At 67.7% G+C, this 21,165-nt stretch carries 17 protein-coding genes and 1 tRNA gene; 4 read left to right on the plus strand and 14 right to left on the minus strand.

Annotated elements, in window-relative coordinates:
* Nucleotides 1-80: 80 nt before the first annotated feature.
* From GZ997_RS11390 to GZ997_RS11400, 3 genes are read right to left on the minus strand one after another with little or no spacing between them, the layout of a single operon-like run.
* Complete coding sequence (locus GZ997_RS11390) at nt 81-1,484, minus strand: sugar porter family MFS transporter (protein WP_162679967.1); 1,404 nt, start codon at nt 1,482-1,484, stop codon at nt 81-83.
* Nucleotides 1,484-2,308, minus strand: coding sequence for a TIM barrel protein (locus GZ997_RS11395; RefSeq protein WP_162679968.1), 825 nt, complete (start codon nt 2,306-2,308; stop codon nt 1,484-1,486). The genes GZ997_RS11390 and GZ997_RS11395 overlap by 1 nt, the downstream gene beginning before the upstream one ends.
* On the minus strand, nt 2,305-3,336 hold the full coding sequence (locus GZ997_RS11400; protein ID WP_162679969.1) for a Gfo/Idh/MocA family oxidoreductase: 1,032 nt from the start codon (nt 3,334-3,336) through the stop codon (nt 2,305-2,307). Before GZ997_RS11400 ends, GZ997_RS11395 begins: the two co-directional genes overlap by 4 nt.
* Nucleotides 3,337-3,623: 287 nt before the next feature.
* Here GZ997_RS11400 and GZ997_RS11405 point away from each other — a divergent pair, with 287 nt between their 5' ends.
* Nucleotides 3,624-4,640 (plus strand): LacI family DNA-binding transcriptional regulator, encoded by a 1,017-nt coding sequence (locus GZ997_RS11405; protein ID WP_161923887.1) that lies wholly within the window; start codon nt 3,624-3,626, stop codon nt 4,638-4,640.
* A 60-nt stretch (nt 4,641-4,700) separates the two neighbouring features.
* Here the strand turns inward: GZ997_RS11405 and GZ997_RS11410 are convergent, their stop codons facing one another.
* From GZ997_RS11410 to GZ997_RS11425, 4 genes are read right to left on the minus strand one after another with little or no spacing between them, the layout of a single operon-like run.
* A complete protein-coding gene (locus GZ997_RS11410) occupies nt 4,701-5,639 on the minus strand; it encodes an ABC transporter substrate-binding protein (protein WP_162679970.1) in 939 nt (312 codons plus the stop codon).
* Nucleotides 5,636-6,313: an ABC transporter permease gene (locus GZ997_RS11415; RefSeq protein ID WP_162679971.1), complete on the minus strand. Its 678-nt coding sequence runs from the start codon at nt 6,311-6,313 to the stop codon at nt 5,636-5,638. Before GZ997_RS11415 ends, GZ997_RS11410 begins: the two co-directional genes overlap by 4 nt.
* On the minus strand, nt 6,310-6,969 hold the full coding sequence (locus tag GZ997_RS11420; protein WP_162679972.1) for an ABC transporter permease subunit: 660 nt from the start codon (nt 6,967-6,969) through the stop codon (nt 6,310-6,312). Before GZ997_RS11420 ends, GZ997_RS11415 begins: the two co-directional genes overlap by 4 nt.
* Nucleotides 6,966-7,835, minus strand: a complete 870-nt coding sequence (locus GZ997_RS11425; protein ID WP_161923883.1) for an ATP-binding cassette domain-containing protein — start codon at nt 7,833-7,835, stop codon at nt 6,966-6,968. The genes GZ997_RS11420 and GZ997_RS11425 overlap by 4 nt, the downstream gene beginning before the upstream one ends.
* A 159-nt stretch (nt 7,836-7,994) precedes the next feature.
* On the opposite strand from GZ997_RS11425, the gene GZ997_RS11430 reads away from it, so the two are divergent.
* Both GZ997_RS11430 and GZ997_RS11435 read left to right on the plus strand, forming a co-directional pair.
* Nucleotides 7,995-8,594: a PadR family transcriptional regulator gene (locus GZ997_RS11430; protein WP_162679973.1), complete on the plus strand. Its 600-nt coding sequence runs from the start codon at nt 7,995-7,997 to the stop codon at nt 8,592-8,594.
* 12 nt (nt 8,595-8,606) lie between these two features.
* The gene (locus tag GZ997_RS11435; RefSeq protein WP_162679974.1) at nt 8,607-9,605 is read left to right on the plus strand and encodes a zinc-binding dehydrogenase; all 999 of its coding nucleotides are present in this window, start codon (nt 8,607-8,609) and stop codon (nt 9,603-9,605) included.
* Nucleotides 9,606-9,659: 54 nt separating this feature from the next.
* Here the strand turns inward: GZ997_RS11435 and GZ997_RS11440 are convergent, their stop codons facing one another.
* The 7 genes from GZ997_RS11440 to GZ997_RS11475 all read right to left on the minus strand — a co-directional run bounded on the left by GZ997_RS11440 (nt 9,660) and on the right by GZ997_RS11475 (nt 20,215).
* The gene (locus GZ997_RS11440; protein ID WP_203234231.1) at nt 9,660-10,343 is read right to left on the minus strand and encodes a DUF1345 domain-containing protein; all 684 of its coding nucleotides are present in this window, start codon (nt 10,341-10,343) and stop codon (nt 9,660-9,662) included.
* Between the two features lie 188 nt (nt 10,344-10,531).
* Nucleotides 10,532-11,956, minus strand: a complete 1,425-nt coding sequence (gene fumC / locus GZ997_RS11445; RefSeq protein WP_162679975.1) for a class II fumarate hydratase — start codon at nt 11,954-11,956, stop codon at nt 10,532-10,534.
* 94 nt (nt 11,957-12,050) lie between these two features.
* Nucleotides 12,051-12,977 (minus strand): purine-nucleoside phosphorylase, encoded by a 927-nt coding sequence (locus GZ997_RS11450; RefSeq protein ID WP_162679976.1) that lies wholly within the window; start codon nt 12,975-12,977, stop codon nt 12,051-12,053.
* Nucleotides 12,974-14,488, minus strand: a complete 1,515-nt coding sequence (locus GZ997_RS11455; RefSeq protein ID WP_162679977.1) for a cytosine permease — start codon at nt 14,486-14,488, stop codon at nt 12,974-12,976. The genes GZ997_RS11450 and GZ997_RS11455 overlap by 4 nt, the downstream gene beginning before the upstream one ends.
* A gap of 1,533 nt (nt 14,489-16,021) precedes the next feature.
* A complete protein-coding gene (locus tag GZ997_RS11465; protein ID WP_162679978.1) occupies nt 16,022-16,498 on the minus strand; it encodes a hypothetical protein in 477 nt (158 codons plus the stop codon).
* A gap of 133 nt (nt 16,499-16,631) precedes the next feature.
* A tRNA-Met gene (locus tag GZ997_RS11470) sits at nt 16,632-16,708 on the minus strand.
* A 105-nt stretch (nt 16,709-16,813) separates the two neighbouring features.
* Nucleotides 16,814-20,215, minus strand: a complete 3,402-nt coding sequence (locus GZ997_RS11475) for a UPF0182 family protein (RefSeq protein WP_162679979.1) — start codon at nt 20,213-20,215, stop codon at nt 16,814-16,816.
* A gap of 266 nt (nt 20,216-20,481) precedes the next feature.
* Between GZ997_RS11475 and GZ997_RS11480 the strand changes: the two genes are divergently transcribed.
* Complete coding sequence (locus GZ997_RS11480) at nt 20,482-21,087, plus strand: PPA1309 family protein (protein ID WP_203234232.1); 606 nt, start codon at nt 20,482-20,484, stop codon at nt 21,085-21,087.
* Nucleotides 21,088-21,165 lie beyond the last annotated feature (78 nt).

The raw sequence follows: 21,165 nt of genomic DNA on the forward strand, positions 1-21,165 counted from the left end.
GGGCGCGCACCGGTAGACGGTGCGCGCCCCACGGATCATGACGCCGACGTACTTTCTGCCGTGCGCTCGCTAGGGCTCCCTCAGGAGTAGCGCTCCTGGAAGATCCGCTCCAGCGCCTCCAGGGAGTGCCCCTTGGTCTCCGGCAGGAACTTGGCGTAGAAGGCCAGGCTGCCCAGGTTCACCAAGGCGAACACGAAGAACACATTGCCCTGGATGGCCTCAATGAGGTTGGGGAAGGCGAAGGCGACAATCACGTTGCCCATCCAGTTGCAGAACACCGCCACGCCGTTGGCCAGGCCGCGCACCCGCATCGGGAAGATCTCCGAGAGCATCAGCCAGAAGGTCACCCCGATGAAGCACTGCATGAAGAACAGGAAGGACAGCATGAACAGCAGCACCAGGTAGCTGCGGGCGGTCGACTCTGGCAGCAGGAACACCAGGCCCAGAGCGATCAAGGAGGCCACGCACCCGGACTGACCGGTCAGGATCATCCGGCGGCGCGGTAGCCGCTTGAGGAAGAAGGCGATGCCGATGTACACCGAGATCACCGACACCACGCCGTTGGCGATGGTCGCCACGATCGATGCCTGCGCCCCCAGACCGGTGGAGATCAGGATGGTGGGGGCGTAGTACATGATGCCGTTGACGCCGGTGAGCTGTGACAGGAATGCCAGGCCGATACCGATCAGGGTGATCTTGCGAATCCAGGGAGTGCGCAGATCCGCCCAGGAGCCCTTGCCCATACGGGCCTCCTCCTCCACGCGGCGCACGATGTCCTCGCCCTCGCCCTGAACCTGGTCGGCCATCCGGACATGGTTGAGCACGTCCCACATCTCGGCGACACGTCCTTTACGGGCCAGCCAGCGCGGCGATTCGGGCAGCAGGTGGATACCGATCCATAGCCCGATCGCAGGCAGTGAGGCGAGCACGAGCATCCACCGCCAGGCGTGAGCCCCGGGCCAGGCCGTGGCGATGATCGCGTTGAAGGTGTACGCCAGCAGCTGTCCGGTGACGATCATCAACTCGTTGCGAGAGACCATCGTGCCGCGGATCTCGACGGGTGAGATCTCGGACAGGTAGACGGGGACGGTGGCGGAGGCGCCGCCAACGGCCAGGCCCAGGATGAACCGGAATGCCACGAGGGCGGGATAAGACGGCGCCAGCGCGCAGCCGACAGCACCGACCAGGAAGATGATCGCCACTGTCATGATGTTGCGCTTGCGCCCGTAGCGGTCGGACAGGCGTCCGCCGATTAGCGCCCCGAATGCCGCTCCCACGGTCAGCGAGCTGGTGACGATCGACTCGTTGAAGGCGGTCAGTGACATCCCGCCCTCGGCGGGGGACAGCTTCAGGAACGGCAGCGCGCCGGAGATCACGCCCGTGTCGTAGCCGAAGAGGAGCCCGCCGAGCGTGGCGATCGAGCGGATGGTGAACAGCCGCCGGTCGATGTTGCGCTTTTCAGCGGAGACGCTGGCGGTGGTCATCAGCGAGTCTCCTCGACTGTGAAGGTGCGGATGAAGTCATCCAGCGCGTCGTCACTGGCGCCGGAGGCGAATGCCTCCATCGCCACCGTGCCGCGGTATCCCATTTCCGCCAGGGCCAGGGCGACAGCACGGTAGTTGATCTCACCGGTGCCGGGCTGGGCGCGCCCGGGCACATCCGCCACCTGGATCTCGCCGATCCAGGGCTGGGATTCCCGGCATAGCTCGATCAGATTCCCCTCGCCGATCTGCGCGTGATAGAGGTCGAGGTTCATCCGCAGGTGCGGGGAGTCGACAGCCGCCACCAGCGCGCGCGTGTCCTTGGCCAGGGCGAAGGGGCAACCGGGGTGATCCACTGGGAGGTTCAGGTTCTCCAGGGTGAAGATCCTTCCCTCCCGCTCCCCCAGCGCGGCCAGACGGCGCAGGGTGTCGGCCGCGCGCAGCCAGTCGCCGGGAGTGGGGTGCTCGTTGGCGACCACTGGGATGCCGCCCTCCCCCAGGCCCGTACCGTGCACGTTCAGCCGGGGGCAGTCGATCTTCTCGGCGGCGGCGAGGGACCGCTCAGCAGTGGTGAGCAGCCGGGAAATGCCGTCGTCCGTGGTCAGGTCGCCCTCTACGTATCCGGTCATGGAGACGATCTCGACGCCGTCGGCCCGCCGTGCCGCCAGCGCGTCAAGATCCTTGTTGGTCCAGTCCCACATCTCCACCTTCAGGCCCCGGGCGGCGATCGCGTCGACCCGCTCGAGGAAAGGCCGGTCGGTGAAGATTATCTCCGCGCAGGCCGCGAGGGTGAAGGCATTGTCATTGGCTACGGTCACGGGGCTCATCGGGTTACCTCCTCAATGCGAACGGTGCGGGACTGCTGCACGGAAAGGATGGCCGCGCGGGCGATCTCCAGGGCCTTGACGCCGTCCTCACCGGTGGGAATGGCGGGGCTGCCGCCGCGGATCGCCTCCACGAAGGCCGTGAACTCCCCCACATAGGCCGAGTGCAGCAGGTCGGTGTCCGCGCGGGAGGTGTCGTAGGAGACTCCGGCGGGACCGTAGAACTCCATGTCGGTGGTGCGCCCGCTGCCGGCCGTGGCCATGCCGCCGTCGCCGAACACCTCGCCGCGCACGTCATAGCCGTAGCTGGCGGAGAAGCTGGCCTCGGCGGTTGCGAAGGCACCGTTGTCAAAGTGCAGGTTGACCACGGAGGTGTCCAGGAAGCCGTTGCTGCGCGCGTCCGGCCGGATGAGCGCATCCGCGTGCGCGGTCACCTGGTCTACCTCGGCGCCGGGGTTGAGCCAGCGCAGCGTGTCGAAGTCATGAATGAGCGTCTCCAGGAAGATCGTCCACAGGGGCGTGCGAGCGGGATCGCCCCCGTATGGGCCGGGGTCGCGGGTGAGCGAGCGCAGTAGCTGCGGGGTACCGACGCGGCCGTCATCCACGGCGCGACGCGCCGCAATGAATCCGGGTGCGAAGCGGCGGTTGAATCCCACCTGGAGCACCACACCAGCACGTTTGGCCGCTTCAACGCACTCGGCGGCCTCATCCAGCTCGGTGGTGATGGGCTTCTCGGTGAACACGTGCTTGCCGGCCCCGGCGGCCTCGACGATCAGGTCGTGGTGCAGGGCGGCGGGCGTGGTGACAACCACGGCGTCGATATCAGGGTCGGCCAGCACTACGGTGGCCTCGGCCTCGGCGCGGGCTCCCAGCGGCTCGGCCAGGTTGCGAGCGGCCTCGACCCGGGGATCCACAACGGCCACCAGCTCCGCGGTGTGCAGGTCGTGGGCGATTGCGGTGGCGTGGTGCGTTCCAATCCGGCCGGCACCGATGAGGGCGATGCGAACCGGAGGGGTAGGACTGTTGGTCATGGGTGGACTCCTTCGTCGTGTGCCGCAAGCGCTCCGGGCTGCGCGGCATTGCTTCACAAGGACCACGACTCTGCGGTCTTTGTGATGACAAATACGCTAGCACGTTCTAGTGACGAGCCACCAGGCAGGCGCCGCAGCCTGTAACACCACACCCGACAATCACTGATATTTCAACGAATCCAAACCGTAAGGTCTCGAGTCCGGCCGCTATAATTATAGAAATTACAGTTGTTGTCACGTATGCTTCGGCGTAGGCTTGATACGGACAATCACGGGGGTGAGCCACCATGGCGCAGCGGTCGCGCAAGCAGGTAACACTCGCTGACGTGGCGCGCGAGGCCAACTGCTCGGTGTCACTGGTGTCCATCGTGATGCGCGATGCAGCCGGCGCCTCGCAGGAGACGCGGCGCCGGGTCAAGGCGGTCGCCTCACGGCTCGGATACCGGCCTGACAGGCGCGCAAGCTCCCTGAGGTCGGGCCGCTCGAGTCAAATCGGCGTGACCTTCGACGTCCACCAGCCCTTCCACGCCGAGATCATTGACGGGCTGTACGCAGCGGCCGAGGCAGGCCGGTACGAGCTCGTGCTCTCCGCCGTAGTGGGGTCCGTGAACGACCGCCGGGCAGCCGAGACGCTGCTGCGGGACCGCTGCGAGGCGCTGGTCATGGTCGGCCCGTCACTGGGTGCTGCGCAGTTGCGCATGCTTGCTGCGGAGGTGCCCGTCGTCGCGGTTGCCCGCCCGCTTGCGTGCCCAGGTGTGGACGTGGTCAGGGTTGATGACCGGGGTGGGGTTGCCGCGGCCGTCGATCACCTAGTGCAGCTCGGGCACCGCCGCATTGTGCATGTTGACGGCGCAAGCGCTCCGTCGAGCCCGGAGCGCCGTGCCGGATACCTCGCGGCGATGGCTGCCCATGGGCTTTCCGCCGAGGCGGAGATCATCGCTGGCGGGCTGGAGCAGGAGCACGGCATACGCGCAGCCGCGCAAATGCTCGCCTCCAGTGATCCGCCTACAGCGGTGTCGGCCTTCAATGATCGGGTGGCCTCCGGGGTCATCCAGGGGCTGCTCTCCGCGGGGGTGGGAGTCCCGGACCGGGTCAGTGTGATCGGCTTCGACAATGCCAGGCGCTTCGACTCCGGCCTGGTGCCGCTGACCACCATCGACCAGAATCCCGCGCTCATGTCACAACTGGCCCTGGACCGGGCGGCCGGGAGGGCCGCAGAGCGCTACCTGCCCACCGAGCAGGTGTTGATCCCCCGGCTGATCGAGCGCGCTTCCACCGGGCCCGTCAACAGGAGCGCTAAGTGACCAACTCGGCTCGTTACCGTACGGGCCTGGTGGCTCAAGCCAATTTCGCGGCGAGCAGGCCTACAGGATGCCCTGCTCGGTGAGCCAGTCGGTGGCGATCGTGGCTGAGTCGAGCTGCTCGTCCACCGAGCGGGCGTTGAGCGCGCGCAGCGCCTCGGTGGTCAGCAGCGCGGAGACGGCGTTGATCGCGGTGACGGCGCCCTCATCGAGGTCGGCGGCGACCAGCGGGGTCACGTTCTGCGGCAGGATCAGTGCCTCCGGGTCCTCCAGGACCACCAGGTCGTTGGCGTCGATGGCGGGCGAGGAGGTGTAGATGTCGGCCGCCTGCACCGTTCCATCCGTGAGCGCGCCTACGGTAAGCGACCCGCCGGAGTCCTCCACGGGGTAGACGTCCGCATCCACCCCGTAGACGGCCTTGATTCCCGTCGGGCCATAGGGACGAGTCTTGAACTCGGAGTTCGCCGCCACCATGACGGTGCCGTCGAGCTTGGCCAGGTCGCCGATGGAGACCAGACCGTACTCCTCGGCGAGGTCGCTGGTCACCGTGTAGGAGTCCTGGTCGGTGGCCTCGGCATAGTCGAGCACCATCAACGAGTCCGGGAGCACGTCCGACAGGGCGGCGTGGACGGAGTCAGAGTCCGTGGTGTCGGTCTCGGAGTCGTAGTACTGCAGCAGATTGCCGCCATACTCTGGCAGCACGCTGATCGCCCCCGACTCAAGCTCGGGGATGTAAACCTCGCGCTGCCCGATCTGATACTGGCGGTCGACGGTGAAGCCGGCCTGCTCGAGCGCCTGGGCATACAGCTCGGCAATGATCTCATTGGAGTAGTACTGCTGGCTGCCCACCACGATGGTCCCGGAGCCGCCCGCGACCGTGTTGGAGGACAGCGGGTCGGAGTTGGAGCAGGCGGCTAGCGTGGCGACCACGGCCAGCAGGCCACCGCCGGCCAAGGCGCTGCGACGCGTGAGCACCGTGCGCTTATCAGCATTGGGACTCATGGGGATTCCTTTCGGTTGCGTGCACCGACCGGGGTGACGGCGCGCTGGAGGAGAATGAAGAGGAGTTCGGATAGCAGAGCCAGGGCGATGACCATGAGCGAGGCGGCGAGCATCATGCCGTAGTCCTGGGTCTTGAGGCCGAGGAACATCAGCCGCCCAAGCCCGCCGGCGCCGGTGTAGGCAGCGAGCGTCGCCGTCGCGATCACCTGCAGGGTGGCCGAGCGTAGGCCGCCCACAAGCAGCGGAGCGCCCAGCGGGATCTCCACACGGCTGAGTATCTGGACCTCGGTCATGCCGCTGGCGCGGGCGCCGTCGACGGCGACGGGATCCGCGGACTCAATGCCGGTGTAGGCACCGGCCAGCACGCTGGGCAGCGCCAGGACGATGAAGGCGAGCATGGGCGCTGTCAGTCCCACGCCGAGGGCGAGCCCGAACAGGGTGATCAGGCCGAGGGTGGGCAGGGCCCGCACGGCGCCGGCCAGTGCGATGGCCGCGCCCCGCCCCCGCCCGGTGTGTCCGATCCACCAGCCCAACGGCACCCCGATGGCGGCGGCGACGGCCACCCCGAGCACCGAGTAGCCGATGTGCTGCGCCAGCAGCCGCCCGATGCCGAGCGAACCGGACCAGTTGGCGGCGGCGAAAATGTAGGCGATCGCCTCACCGAGGTAGTTCACGCCGGAGCCCCCTCACGCGTGCGGGCGCGGCGCGTCCACGGCAGCAGCACCCACCCGCCCAGCACCACCAGGGCGTCGAGTGCGACCGCGAGCAGGGCGGTGGCGGCGATCCCGGTGAGGATCTCCACGGTGATGCCGCGCTGAAAGCCGTCGGTGAACAGCCAGCCCAGGCTGCGCACGCCCAGCACCGCCCCGACCGTGGTCAGCGAGACCGTGGAGACGGTGACGACGCGCAGGCCGGCAAGGATTGCCGGGCCCGCCAGGGGCAGCTCCACGGTGGCGAAGCGGCGCAGCGCCCCCACGCCCATGGCGGTGGCGGCGTCGAGCACGCGCTGGTCGACGGCGTCAAGCGCGTCCACGGTGGTGGGTACCAGCAGGGCCAGGCCGTAGAGGGTCAGTGCGACGATAACGTTGACAGTGTCGCGGATGCCGGTGCCGAGCACGACCGGCAGGATCACGAACAGTGCCAGGGAGGGGATGGCGTACAGCAGGGAGGCGCCCGAGACGAGGATGCCGCGCAGCGGCCCGAGCCGCTGGGTCAGGCGGGCGATCGGAATGGCGAGCACCAGGGTCGCCACGATCGCGGGCACCGCCTGACTCACGTGTGCGATCAGGTAGGAGCCGATCGCCGGGAGATTGTTCAGGAACCAGGTCACGGGCGCGCTCCCGCGTCCGCGTCGATCCGCCCTATCGCCCGGCCGGCCCGGTCCAGGACCACCCGGCTGCCGGCGACGTCGGCCAGGCGCAGGGCGCGCTCGGCGTCGTCGAGACCGAGGAAGCGGGCGACGAAGTCGTCGGCCGGATCGCAGAGCAGCTGCGCACCGGTGCCGCGCTGCGCGATCTGAGCGCCCTCGCGCAGGAGGATGATCTCGTCGCCGAGCATCAGGGCCTCGTCAACGTCGTGGGTGACGAAGATGATGGTCTTGGCGAGCTCACCCTGAATGCGCAGTAACTCCCGCTGCAGGTCGCGGCGCACGAGGGGGTCCACCGCACCGAAGGGCTCATCCATCAGAAGCACGCCGGGGTCGGCTGCGAGCGCGCGGGCCACGCCGACGCGCTGGGCCTGCCCACCCGAGAGCTGGCCCGGGTAGCGGTCAGCCAGGTCCTCCGCCAGCCCCAGCATGCCCATAAGCTCCAGGGCGCGCGCCCGGGCCGAGGACTTGCCGGTGCCGTTCAGGCGCGGCACCAGGGTGATGTTGTCCAGCACCCGCCTGTGTGGCAGCAGCCCCGCGTTCTGCATGACGTAGCCGATGGACCGGCGCAGGGCCACCGGGCTGCCGTCCTGGACGTCCTCACCGTCGAGCAGAATCCGGCCTTCGGTCGGCTCTACCATGCGATTGACCATGCGCAGCAGCGTGGTCTTACCACAGCCCGAGGAGCCGAGCAGGACGGTTATGGAGCCGGCGGGCAGGACGGCGGAGAAGGAGTCGACGGCGGCCCGTCGGCCAGCGGGCTCACTGCCCGCGGGTGCCGGGTAACGCTTGGTGACATCGGAGAACTCGATGGTGCTGGCCCCTGTCATGGCCGGCCTGGAACCTGCGGTGGCAGGCGCGGACGCACCGGTGATCCGAGTCCCGGTTCCCAGTCCCATACGACTGTCTCCTCTCCTCCGCCGAGCGGCGACGTCGCCCTACCGTAACAACGCTTTGCGGATATGTCGATTCGATGTAGTGTATTGGCCGTGCTTGAGCTCAAGATCCTAGGGTTCCTTGATGAGCACCCGCTACACGGCTACGAGCTGCGGCGGCGGATTATTGAGCTGGACGGGCCGGGGGGACGCCTGTCAGAGGGGGCCCTCTACCCCGCCCTGGCGCGGCTGGAGAAGGCGGGCCTGCTCATCCGCACCAACGAGCCCGGGGCCCGCGGCCGTCCTCGCAAGCGGATTGAAATCACCGCTGCGGGTCGTGAGCGCCTGCATGAGTTGCTGCGGCACCCGAGCGAGGCGGACCTGTCATCCATGCCACGGTTCCTGGTAGTCCTCGCCTTCCTGTCCCGCCTGCCCGACAGCGCGGAGCGTGAGGCCGTGCTGCGCCGTCGCCTGGAGGTTCTGGCCGCACCGGCGCCGGCCTTCTTCTACGACGACGGCGACCCCCGCCGCGCGGCCGCCGAGACCGACCCGTACCGGCGCGGCATGACCCGGATCGCGGCGGCGTCGCGCCGCGCGGAGGTCGACTGGCTGCGGCGGACGCTCGGCGTTGCTGCGGCCTCCGCCGCCTCTGGGCAGGCCGACGTGCCCACGCCATCCACTGCTCCATCCGCTCTCGATTCCCCAAACGCATAGGAGTCCCACCTGATGAGTACCCTCCCCACTACGCCCGCAAGCATGCGCGCCGCCGTGCTGGCCGCCCCCGGTATTGAGAATCTGCACGTGATGGACGTGCCCGTCCCGCAGCCGCGCCCCGGCTGGGTCCGACTGAAGGTCATGGCCTTCGGCCTGAACCGCAGCGAGTACCACTCGGTGACCGGGCAGGCCGGCGGCATGAGCTATCCGCGCGTGCTGGGGATCGAGGCATCCGGCGTCGTGGACCTGGATCCCGAGGGACGGCTGGCTCCCGGAACTCAGGCGGTCACCATGATGGGCGGCATGGGGCGCGCCTTCGACGGTGGTTACGCCCAGTACGTGGTGGTGCCGCGCGAGCAGGTCATCACCTTTCACTCCGGCCTGCCGTGGGAGGTGATCGGCTCGGTGCCCGAGACGCTGCAGACCGCCTACGGCTCCCTGACCACCGGGCTGAGTCTGCAGCCCGGCCAGAGCCTGCTGGTGCGCGGCGGCACGTCGGCGCTGGGTCTGGCCACAGCGGCGCTGGCGCTTGACATGGGCTGCACGGTCTACGCCACTTCCCGCCGGGAGGCCGGACTGGAGCTGCTCGCCTCCCGGGGCGTGACGGCACTGCGCGACGACGGCGCCGTGGCCGAGCAGGTGCGCCGGTACGCGCCCGCGGGGGTGGACGCGGTGCTGGAGCTGGTGGGTGTGCCGACGCTGCGCGACTCGCTGCTGGCGACCGCCGTGCACGGCACCGTGTGCTTCACCGGGATGCTGTCGGACTCGTGGACCATCAAGGACTTCTACCCGCTGGACTGGATCCCGAACGGGGTGCGGCTGACCACCTACTCCGGCCAGGCCTCCGACCTGCCGGAGTCGGAGCTGCAGCGGGTGCTGGACCGGATTGAGACGGGCGCCCTGGACTTCCTGCCGGTGCACACCTACCCGTTGGAGGACGTGGTTCAGGCGCAGCGGGACATGGCGTCCGGGGCGTACACCGGCAAGCTGGTCGGGATGCCCTGGGCCTGAGTGCGGCGCACACCGGCCTGCCCCTGGACTGTCCCGCCCGGCGACGGTCCGGGGTCAGCTGGTAATCAATCGGAATGCGATTGCCAAGACGATCGCGTTGTAGAAGAAGGCGAGGACGGAGTGCACGAGCACCGTCCAGCGCAGGCGCCGAGAAACCACCATGACATCAGAGGTGGCGAAGGTGGTGCCCACGGTCAGGGAGAAGTACACGTAGTCGGTCAGGTCCGGGTCCGTCGTGCCGGGGAACCTGAGGGACGGCCCGTACAGATGGTCCAGGCGCTCGTAATGGCGTGCGTACCCCAGGTGCAGCAGAGCCCAGCCGAGCACCGCCATCAGGATTGTCATCACGATGGCGACTGCCTGAATCACTCTGATCAGGGATGCCGTCTGCGCGGCGCCGTACACGCCGGACAGCTGGTCGACCAGCTCCTGGGGGATGTTCGCTCCCGCCAGCGCATTGATCAGGCCCATAAGCGCCGCAACGACCGGCGCGGAGCCCAGAAGCGCAACCAGCCGACGATGCAGCCTGAGTGCGGGCTCCCGAATCTCACGGTCGTCTGGCAGCACCCGACGGCGCCAGGCAGCCCACAGCAGGGTGGCAACGTAGATCAGGGCCAAGAGCACCCAGGCTGCCGAACAGTACGCCGCCGGCTCGGTGTCGCCCCCGACGATGGCCACCAGGCCGAGCGCTATCAGCAGCGCCTCCACAACCAGGCCCACGATACTCGCGCGCGTCATGGCCGAAGCCTGCCATGGTTAGCCGCCGCGGAGCCAATACACCGCTCATGCTGCGTCCTCCCGAAGCGGGCCCATGCCGCCCGCCCAGGCCACGGGAATGCGACATCGTCCCCCGGCGGCACGTCAGGTTCCGCCGGGGGACGATGCCCGTGATGCAAAATGCGTTCAGGAAGGACTGGCCGCCTAGCTCACTCGTCCGCGGCGGACGGGTGGGTCATGTCGGCCGGGACCACCCAAGCGTCGAACTCGGCCTCGGTGACGAAGCCCAGCTCGAGGGCGGACTCGCGCAGGGACAGCCCCTTCTTGTGGGCGTTCTTGGCGATCTTGGAGGCCTTGTCGTAGCCGATGTGGCGGTTGAGCGCGGTGACCTGCATAAGGTTGGATTCCAGGTTGGCCTGGATCTTCTCGCGGTTGGGCTCGATGCCGTAGGCGCAGTTCTCATCGAAGGACACGCAGGTGTCACCCAGCAGTTGGATGGACTCCAGCACGCACCAGGCCATGACGGGCTTGAACACGTTGAGCTGGAAGTTGCCCTGGCTGCCGGCGAAGCCGACGGTAGCGTCGTTGCCGAAGACCTTGGTGGCGACCATGGTCATGGCCTCGCACTGGGTGGGGTTGACCTTGCCGGGCATGATGGAGGAGCCGGGCTCGTTCTCGGGGATGATCAGTTCGCCGATGCCGTTGCGAGGGCCGGAGGCGTACCAGCGCACGTCGTTGGCGATCTTCATCAGGGCGTCGGCCAGCACCCGCAGCGCGCCGGAGACCAGTACGAGCGCGTCGTGGGCGCCGAGCGCGGCGAAGAGGTTGTCGGCCTGCTTGAACTCGATGCCGGTCTCCTCGCTGATCTTCTTGGCGGTCAGTTCCCCGAACTTCGGGTGGGCGTTCAGGCCGGTGCCGACGGCGGTACCGCCGATGGCGAGTTCACGGGCGCGGGAGTCGGCGTAGCGGATACCGTCCAGCGCGAAGTCGATCTGGGCGACCCAGCCGGAGATGACCTGGCCCAGGCGGATGGGGGTGGCGTCCTGCAGGTGGGTGCGGCCGACCATGACGACGTCGTCGAACTCCTTGGCCTTGGCGTCCAGGGTGTCTCGCAGCTGCTGCACGCGCGGGTACATGGCCGCCAGCTCGGAGACGACGGCAATGTGCATGGCGGTGGGGAAGGTGTCATTGGAGGACTGGCCCCGGTTGACGTGGTCATTGGGGTGGACCGGGGTCTTGGAGCCCATCTGGCCGCCGACCAGCTCAATGGCGCGGTTGGAGATGACCTCGTTGGCGTTCATGTTGGACTGGGTTCCCGAGCCGGTCTGGAACACTACGAGCGGGAAGTGGGAGTCGAGCTCACCGGAGATGACCTCGTCTCCGGCCTGGGCGATCAGATCGGCGATCTCCCGGGGCAGCTCGCCCAGCTCGGCGTTGGCCAGGGCGGCGGACTTCTTGAGCACGCCCAGGGCCCGGATGAGGGGGCGGGTGAGCACGAAGGTCTCGCGGCCGATGTCGAAGTTGTGCAGGGAGCGTTCGGTCTGGGCCCCCCAGTAGCGGTCGGAGGCGACCTCTACGGTGCCCATGGAGTCTGATTCGGTGCGCGTCGTCGCGGCGGAGTTCTCAGGTGCCATGGTCCAAGGCTAGCCGGATGCTGACGCGCGCGGGCGGGGACGGGCGTCCTATGTCAGGACCTGCGGTGCCGGGGCAGGGCGCCCGCCCGACTGCTCACAGCGCCCTCAAGACCTCCGCGGCACCGGCGGCAAGCGTTTGATGAGCGGCGGCCACCAGGCGTACCACCTCATCCGGGTCGGTCGGTGCCGCAGCGAATGACAGGTCGGATACGACGCTCATCCCCACCACGCGCACGCCCAGCTGACGCAGGGCGATGGCCTCCAGAATGGTGGACATGCCCACGCAATCGGCTCCGAGGGCTGCCAGCATGCGGGATTCGGCCTGGGTCTGGTACTCCGGTCCACGCACCATGGCGTACACGCCGGCGCGCTGGGTGTGTGCGCGCACGGTGGCAGTCAGCTGCGGATCCCACAGCTCACGCTGGTCGACGAACACGGTGCCGTCGAAGGGCGAGGCGCCGGACAGGTTGAGGTGATCGGTGATCGTCATGACGTCTCCGATCTCCCAGTCCCGCAGGCAGCCGTTGGCGTTGATCAGGACGGCGGCGCGCACGCCCGTGGCGGCCGCAGCCCGCGCCAGGGCGACGACGGCACCGGGCCCACGTCCCTCATACAGGTGGGTGCGTCCGTGGGCCACTAGGACGCGTCTGCTCCCGGACGAGGTCGCGGGCGCCGGGGCGGGTCCGTCCGCATAGACCGGAGTCAGTGGAAGTGGCAGCTCATAGGAGTCGAGCCGATCGACATGCCCGGGTGCGACGGGGGCGGTGATCCCGGGCAGATCGGAAAGCGGCAGTGATGCCGCCGGCGCACCCCAGCCGTCCAGGGCGCCGTCGGCGCCCGAGCCGAGTACGACCAGCACGTCGTGGTGGGCGGATCCGGTACGCCGGGCGATCTGGTGGGCGGCCTCCAGGGCGGGGCCCGGGCCGATGCCGCCCCCGGACTCGGTGAGGGCGGCAAGCAACTCGGCGGGAACGCCGTCGGGCCCTAGGGGGGACTGCGGGAGGGGGCCGACGGTACTCATGCCTGCTCCCCCGCCTGCTCCTGGGCTTGCACGCGGCGCCTGCCGAGGAGCAGGTGCCCGAGCAGGCCGATCAGCAGTGCCACAAGAACGCCCAGGTTCGCACCGGCCCAGGCGCCGTCGCGGCCACCCAGGGGCCCAAGCAGGTAGCCCTGCCAGCTCAGCCAGGAGGCGGCGGAGTTGACCACCAGGCCCCAGCCGACCCCGGAGCCGAGGACGACCAGCGCGATAGCCTCCAGGTTGACCGAGCCGTAGACGCCGTCGGGGGTGAACAGGGCGGCCTCGTCGTAGTCGCGGCGGCGCAGGCGCACCTCGGCAAGCATGACACCCGCCCAGGCGGCGATCACCACGCCCAGGGTGGTCAGGAATCCCTGGAAGGGCCCGAGGAAGTCCTCCGCCCCGAAGATCACGGCGATGGTGCCCACCGTCATGATGGTCGCATCGATGGCGGTCGCCTGGTGCCGCTTCACGGGCACGCCGGTGGCCAGGAGGGACAGCCCCGAGGAGTACAGGTCCATGATGATTCCGCCGGCGAGCCCCAGGATCGCCACGACGGCGAAGGGGACCAGGAACCAGGTGGGCAGGATGGTGGTGAGGGCGCCGATGGGGTCGGCGTCAATGGCGGTGCCGAGCTCGGGGTCGGAGCCGACCAGCATGATGCCGGCGACGACGAGGACGACGACTGGCAGGGAGGAGCCGATGGTGGTCCACGCGATCACGCCGCCGGTGGAGGCGCTGCGCGGCAGGTAGCGGGAGTAGTCCGCGGCGGCGTTGACCCAGCCCAGGCCGAATCCGGTGGCGACCATGACCAGGGCACCGATGAAGGCGGCCGCCGAGCCGGCGGGTAGCGCCGCCAGCGCGGAGAAGTCGATCTGCGGGGAGACCAGTAGCAGGTAGACCATGGTGAGTATGCCCGTGGCCCAGGTGATCCATGTCTGCACCCGCATGATGGTGTCGAAGCCGAGGATGCCGGCGCTGGCCGCGAGTCCCACGGTCAGCAGGAAGCCGACGATCTGGGCGCCGAGCTCGTTGTGCCAGCCCAGGGCCTGCAGCACCGTGGCGGAGGCGAGGGACGCGGACACGCACAGCACTGTTTCCCAACCGACGGTGAGGATCCAGGAGATGGCGGCGGACAGCCGGTTGCCGTGGTAGCCGAAGGCGGCGCGTGACAGGGCCAGGGTGGGGGCGCTGCCGCGCTTGCCGAGCACGGCGATGAAGCCGCAAAGCAGGAAGGAGACGACTACGCCGACTACGCCGGCGACTACGGCTTGGGCGAAGGACAGGCCGAAGCCGAGCACCCAGGCGCCCCAGGACAGTCCGAGCACCGAGATATTGGCGGCGAACCAGGGCATGAACAGGTCGCGGGGGCGGCCCTTGCGCTCGGACTCGGCGATCACGTCCAGGCCGGCGTTCTCAATGCGGGAACCGGCTGAGTCCGCATCGGTGGCGGGTTGAGGGCCGGGCCCGGCTGCGGAAGCCAGGGAATTGGATGGGGAGTAGGGGACGTCTATCATGACACACAACCTACCGCACTGTCAAGAATCCGACGAGACTCATCTTAGGTGCCCGCGAAAGTGGTTCGGTGCCTCATCCAGGTACTGCCCGCGAGAGTCGCGGATCGTGGTGGGCATGGGGAGTGGGTTGTCAATGCAGGCCAGGGCGGAGATCACCAGGGGTAGTACGCAGGGGCGTATGCCAAGGCGTCCAAGAAGGACAAGGGGAGGGGTGCTGGACGAGATGTGCGCGGTGACCGGTTGGAGCCGGGATAACGCCAGGCGGCGCCTGCGGGCGGTGGCCAAGCGCCCTCCAGGAGCTGGCAGGCCCGAGCCCAGGACCAGGGCGCGCAAGTACTCCTACGACGCGTTGAAGGTCTTACAGCGCGTGTGGGCGGCCAGCGGCGGGGGAGTTGCGGCAAATACCGATGAGTATCAATGCCGCTGCTGCTGGACCTGCTGGAGGGGCGCGGGCGAGCTCGCGGAAGGCACTGACCGCTATAGCCAGGACGTGCGGCGTGAGCCGGGTGTCGATGAGCGCGACAGGCCATCGACCGCTATCTCGCACCGGCCAGGGCCAAGGACCAACTGCGCGGCAAGAGCACCACGAAGGCCGGCCCGCTGCTGCGCAACACCCGTCAGGATCCGCAAGGCCGGCGGGCGAGGCCCGTGCAGTCCCCTGGGTTCTTCGAGGCCCGTTACCGTTGCCCACTGTGGCCCGGTGCTCAAGGGCGAGTTCGCCCGGACCCTGAACATGACCGACATGCTCACCGGCCGGGGCCTTCACCCGATCCATGCGTAACAACGCCGAGAAGCACATCAGGGCAGTCCTGGACCAGGCTGTGGACGATATCCCCTTCCCTATCACGGGCATGGACTTCGCAGGCGGCAGCGAGTTCACCCAGCCACGGGGTGGCCGGGTGGGCGGCGGACCTGGACATCTACTCCCGCCCGAGGCCGGCCGTACACGAAGAACGACCAGGCCACCACCCGAGTCCAAGAACAACCACCTGGTACGCCGCCACGCCTTCTACTACCGCTATGACACCGACGCCGAGCGGGAGGTTCTCAAGCCGGTTGTGGGTGCTGGTGGACGCGCAGGCCAACTACCTGACCCCTACCAAGAAGCCCATCGGATGGGGGACCGACAAGGAGGGCAAGCGCAAGCGCCTGTACGACGCTCCCCGTACCCCGCCCGGCCGGCTGCTGGACACCGACGTGCTCACCGACAAGCACAAGGCAGGAGCTGATCGCCTACCGCAACCAGCTAAACCCTGCCGCCATCACCCGCCGCATCAGCGAACTCCAGGACGTGCTCATAGCTCTGGCCAAGGACAAGACCGACCAGCTCTACCTAGCCCAGTTCCCCAGCGTCCTACCCGACGTCCACAAGGGCATCCGCATCAAGAAAGCCTCCTAGACCCTCCCAGTTTCGCGGGCAATCCCAAATGAGGCACCAACAAGTTTTCGCGGGCACCTTGACATGAGGCACTCCGGAATCGCCATGCGACCTACAATACGTGTCACACTCAGTACTCCCAAGCGCCAACCGAATCAGCTCTCGTTATCGCCACCTGGTTTATCAGATGTGTCGCGACTGCGCCACCAATCAATGAGCCTCTTCCGGAGACACCTAACAATCGCAGCCACGACGATAACACCGCCTACGATAACGATACCCAACAACGCACCGGACGTAAGATTCACCGCAAGGTCAACAAACGCCGAATACTTATCGTCAACCAGCCGAGAGAGCGAGAGACACTGCACAAAAATCCAAATCACCGCCGTCGTCACGAGTAACAATACCGCCGCAAATTCTCCGTCATCAACGATGTGACGGCGCGCTTCAGTACGGATCTTCTCTACAGCATCTTTTTGGAGCTTTATGGACTCTTCCGAGGGAAACTTTAGATTCTCAACCTCTTCGAGCTGCTTCATAGCCTCGGCAACACGCCGCTCACGCGGTGTGCGAGTGTTCCATACCGTGCCGATGAAGCCGATGATCGCACCAACGATTGTCCCAAACACCGCAAGCTTTTCCTTTACTACCGATTAGGAATATCAGGTCGCGCAGCAAACCGGGGCCTGTCGGCACCCCAGTCAACTCCGTTGCTAGAAGACCAGGAGGCCCCGGCACCTGCTGGTGCCGGGGCCTCCTGAGTGGTAGCGGGGGCAGGATTCGAACCTGCGACCTCCGGGTTATGAGCCCGGCGAGCTACCGAACTGCTCCACCCCGCGTCGTGGTCATTACTCTAGTCCGCCGCCCGCGGGACGGCAAACCCGGGTGACGTGCCCTTGCTCACCACGACGCATGCGCCACTCACGCTGTTCAGGCCCGGCGGCTCATCCCTGGGAGTCGAGCTGCTGCTGGGCAGCCACCGCCCGGTTCAGGGCGTCAGTCAGGCGGTCCTGGGCCTCGCCGTAGGCGGACCAGTCTCCGTCCTGCATCGCCTTGCCCGCGTCCTCCATAGCCGTCTGCGCGTCGGAAAGCGCGGTCTCCAGATCGGCAGCCGGGTCGCCGGACCCCGTGGTCGCCCCCGGGGTAGCAGCTGCGCTCGGCTGCGGCGTGGCCTCCGGCGTAGCGTCTGTCGTGGCCGGTGGTGTGGCCTCGACAGTGGGCACGGCCTGATCGGTGCCCTCCTCAGCCTCCGCCGAGGTGTCGTTAGCCGCCGCGGCGTCGCCGTCGACGGCCTCCTCCCCCGTAGTAGCGCCCGAGTCGCCGCCGAACACCTGGTCCAGGGCCTCCGAGAGCGTGTCAGCGAAGCCGACCTTGTCACCGAAGGAGACCAGCACCTCCCGCAGCAGCGGGTACTGCGTCCCGGAGGATGCCTGCACGTAGACGGGCTGCACGTACAGCAATCCGCCGCCCACCGGCAGAGTCAGCAGGTTGCCGCGGATCACCTCAGAGCCCTGCTGCGAGAGCAGGTTCAGCACCTGAGAGACGGTGGCGTTGGAGTTGAAGTTGTTCTGCACCTGGCCGGGACCAGACACATTCGACGAGCGTGGCAGCTCCAGCAGCCTCAACTTGCCGTAATCGGGGTTGCGGCCGCCGTTCTCGCCGCCGGCCGTCTCCGAGTCGACGGCGAGGAAACCTGTGAGCACGTTGCGATCGGTGTTACCACCAATGATGTAGACGCTGGACAGGGAGAACGTCGCCTCATCCTGGTCCGGCATCTTCAACGTCAGGTAGTAGGGGGCCTGTGCCTCGTCACCCGACTTGGTCGGGTCATCGGGCACCTTCCAGAAGTCACCGCCGGAGTAGAAGTCCTCGGGGTCGGTGACGTGGTAGTTGGCCAGCACGGTGCGCTGAACCTTGAACAGGTCCTCCGGGTAGCGCATGTGCGCCATCAGGTCTGCACTCATCTCGCTCATCGGGGTGACCGACCCCGGGAAGACCGCCTTCCAAGCGGCCAGGATCGGGTCATCCTCATCCCACTCGTACAGGGTCACGGAGCCGTCATAGGCGTCTACTACGGCCTTGACCGAGTTGCGCACGTAGTTGGACTCCTCCGGTGCACCCAGGAGCGCGGAGCCGGAGGTCGCGTCACTCATGGTGTCCTCCAGCGACTCGTGCTGGGAATAGGGGTAGTTGTTGGTGGTGGTGTAGCCGTCAAGGATCCAAACGACCCGCTTGGGAGTGGAGTCGTCACCATCATCGTCCACCACCGCCGGGTAGGGGCTGCCGTCCAGGGTCAGCCACGGCGCCACCTGCGCCACTCGGTCCGCGGGGTTGCGGTTGTACAGGATCTGCGATCCGCTGCGGACCTCCTGGGAGAACAGGATGTTCATCTCCTGGAACCTCACCGCGTACAGCAGCCGGTTCCAGGGGTTGGACACGTCCGGCCCGCCGTCCCCGGAGAAGGTGGTGTTGACCTGCCCGGAGGGTGCGGAGTCATCGGGGTAGTCGAGCTCGCGCGGGCTGCCGCCGTCGTCACCGCCCACAATGGAGTACGACGGCGAGGCCTGGCCGAAGTAGATGCGCGGCTCGTACTCCCCCAGGTCACCAACCGAAGGGATGCCGCCCTCCCAGAATGAGGGGTAGCCGCCGGAGGCGACGGTGTTTCCGTAGGCCGTCACCACGCCGTAGCCGTGCGTGTACACGGTGTGCTCGTTGATCCAGGTGCGCTGCCCTGCATCAAGGCCGTCGAAGTTGAGCTCGCGCACGGCGATAACCGTGTCCCGGCTCGCACCGTCGATGTTGTACCGGTCTACGTTCAGCGAGGAGGCGAAGGAGTAGTACTGCTTGTTCTGCTGCAGCTGGCGGAAGGTCGGGGAGACCAGGTTCGGGTCCAGCAGGCGGATCGACGTCGTGGACTCGGCATCCTCCAGCAGCTGCCCCGCCTCCGCCGTCGTCTTGGCGTCGTAGTCGGTGATCTCAACATCGTCCAGGCCGTAAGCGGTCAGCGTGGCCTTGATGTTGCGATCAATATAAGGCGCCTCCTCCCGCTGGGCGTTGGGATTGACCACGAAGTTCTGAATCACCGCCGGGTAGGCGGTGCCGATTAGCAGTGCAGACACAATCATCACCGCAACACCGGTGATGGGCAGCCGCCAGGAGCTCGACCGTATGGAGAACAGGAACAGTGCCGCCACCACCACGCTGATTGCAGCCAGGATCGCACTGGCGGGCAGGGAGGCATTGACATCGGTGTAGCCGGCGCCGTCGAACCTGCTGTTCGATGCATACAGGGAGGCGTACCGCCCCAGCCAGTAGGAGCCCCCTCGCAGCAGGGCGAACAGGGCCAGGAAGACCGTCAGGTGTACCCGGGCCGCCCGGGTGAAGTGCGGTTCGCGCGCCACGGAGATCCCGCCGTACAGGTAGTGGACGACGACACTGCATATGCCCGCGAACACGACCACGCGCGTGAGGTAGGACACCAGCAGCTCCAGCACCGGCAGCACAAACACGTAGAAAGAGACGTCCAGCCCGAACTGCGGGTCCGTCGTCCCGAAGGACTGCGCATTAGCCGCCAGCAGCACCTCCCGCCAACGCGGCGCCACATCCCAGGCGGAACTGACCAGGGCCAGCCCCGCCGGCACAATCCAAGTCAGCTGCCGCTGGATGGGCTCGACCGCGGAACGATATGCCGCGAGGTTGCGCGTCGCCTCGTCCTGGGGCATGCCGATCTCGCGGGCGCGGTAGGCCAGCCGGATCGCCACGAATACTGCGGCGAACATGATCAGGAAACCGATCAGGAACATGCCTCCCGCCGCAATCCACTGAGTCCAGATGACGCGGGAGAAGCCCAGCTGGTCGAACCACAGCACCTCCGTCCAGGTGCGCGACAAGAAGGCGATGATGGTGGCCAGCAGGGCCAGGATGCCGATGGTCAGGGCCAGCGGGCCCGGTCGCCCACGAGCGTCCCCACCGCTGCGCTGGGTCGGCGGGTGGTTGGAGCCGGCCCCGCCACCGGGTCGCCGTTGCCGCCGCGCCGCGTATGCTCCCCCGCCCGCGCGCGAGGAGGCGCCCAGGCCGAAAAGCGCAGACGGGTCGAATGCCGATGCGGCGAAGGGACCGGAGTCCTCCGGCTCGTCATCCTGCGCGTCTACCTCATCCGCGCTCGCGCCTGCTCGCCCACCGTCACCGGGCTCGTCCTGTGCATGCCCAGGTCTGGCGTCTGCGTCGTCCGCCTGGAAGAAACCGCCGCGCACGCGGTCGTCTCGGCTCTCCGTCTCGGAGGAGTCTGCGGCAGCGGACTCGTCGTCGGGCTTGTCGATTGGATCGTCGTCGGGCCTGGTGCTCACGCTCACGCTCCGTGTCGTTCCGTGTCATTGTGCGTGCGCGCTTGGCGCACAGCGGCCAGCGCCGGCGGCGCCACCAGCCCAATCGTCGCACACGTCACGTCAGGCCCACAAAATATAAGTCAATTCATAGGCAGCGCTGCGCCCGGAGCAAGCTGGCACGGCAGCCTGCCTCAAGGCCACGCGCACCTGTTCCGGCCCACGTACCCCACGCCCCGGGAAGCGCCGCCCGACCCCAGTACCTGCGCCACTACTGGCATGATGGCACCATGATCGAGGATACGAGCCAGGATCCCACCGGGATCCCGAGCGCGAAACCCGTCAACCGCCCCACCGCCCCCCGGCAGGCGGCCCTCAGGCGCGTGGTCGTCCAGCTGGAGGAGCATGCCGCCAGCAGTGGCTGGGACGCTCCCGTGGGTGTCTTCGCACTGGTGCGCACCGCCGCGGCCCTGCAGGAGGACCCCATGCTGGAACGGATGCTCGACGCCGCCGCGCTCGCGGAGGCGCGCACGGATCCGGAGGCACTCACCGCCATTGAGCAGGGCGACCTGCCACCGGTATACAGCCTGGAGGAGCTGCTGGCAGGGATCGTCTGGCCCGAGGAGGTCGACGGCACCGCCATATCCACGGAACGGATGCTGCTTCCCGACGAGGCGGAGCGGGAAGCAGCCGCGATCAGGGATCCGCAGAAGCGCTCCGCCTACCTGGCGTCCCGGCCGGACCGGGACGACGTGCGGATCGTCGTGGGCGTGCTCCGCTCCGGGGAGTCCTGGTGTGCCCTGCGCACCCGCTCCCATGACTCGGCGGACGCGGTAGTGGTCGGCGAGAACCTCGTACCTGGCCTGGTGGAGGCACTGCGGAACACTCTGCAATAGCCGCCCTCCACCGCCTCCGGTCGGCACGGGTCAGCACCGACTAGAGCTGATTAGCACCGGCTAGCACAGCATCGGCGA

The organism is Actinomyces sp. 565 (assembly GCF_010365615.1).
GTDB lineage: Bacteria > Actinomycetota > Actinomycetes > Actinomycetales > Actinomycetaceae > Actinomyces.

What these genes read in the sequence shown, in the direction of transcription:
- GZ997_RS11390 (WP_162679967.1), bottom strand. Translation starts at nt 1,484, where the DNA reads ATGACCACCGCCAGCGTCTCCGCTGAAAAGCGCAACATCGACCGGCGG.
- GZ997_RS11395 (WP_162679968.1), bottom strand. Translation starts at nt 2,308, where the DNA reads ATGAGCCCCGTGACCGTAGCCAATGACAATGCCTTCACCCTCGCGGCC.
- GZ997_RS11400 (WP_162679969.1), bottom strand. Translation starts at nt 3,336, where the DNA reads ATGACCAACAGTCCTACCCCTCCGGTTCGCATCGCCCTCATCGGTGCC.
- GZ997_RS11405 (WP_161923887.1), top strand. Translation starts at nt 3,624, where the DNA reads ATGGCGCAGCGGTCGCGCAAGCAGGTAACACTCGCTGACGTGGCGCGC.
- GZ997_RS11410 (WP_162679970.1), bottom strand. Translation starts at nt 5,639, where the DNA reads ATGAGTCCCAATGCTGATAAGCGCACGGTGCTCACGCGTCGCAGCGCC.
- GZ997_RS11425 (WP_161923883.1), bottom strand. Translation starts at nt 7,835, where the DNA reads ATGACAGGGGCCAGCACCATCGAGTTCTCCGATGTCACCAAGCGTTAC.
- GZ997_RS11435 (WP_162679974.1), top strand. Translation starts at nt 8,607, where the DNA reads ATGAGTACCCTCCCCACTACGCCCGCAAGCATGCGCGCCGCCGTGCTG.
- GZ997_RS11440 (WP_203234231.1), bottom strand. Translation starts at nt 10,343, where the DNA reads ATGACGCGCGCGAGTATCGTGGGCCTGGTTGTGGAGGCGCTGCTGATA.
- fumC (WP_162679975.1), bottom strand. Translation starts at nt 11,956, where the DNA reads ATGGCACCTGAGAACTCCGCCGCGACGACGCGCACCGAATCAGACTCC.
- GZ997_RS11450 (WP_162679976.1), bottom strand. Translation starts at nt 12,977, where the DNA reads ATGAGTACCGTCGGCCCCCTCCCGCAGTCCCCCCTAGGGCCCGACGGC.
- GZ997_RS11455 (WP_162679977.1), bottom strand. Translation starts at nt 14,488, where the DNA reads ATGATAGACGTCCCCTACTCCCCATCCAATTCCCTGGCTTCCGCAGCC.
- GZ997_RS11480 (WP_203234232.1), top strand. Translation starts at nt 20,482, where the DNA reads ATGATCGAGGATACGAGCCAGGATCCCACCGGGATCCCGAGCGCGAAA.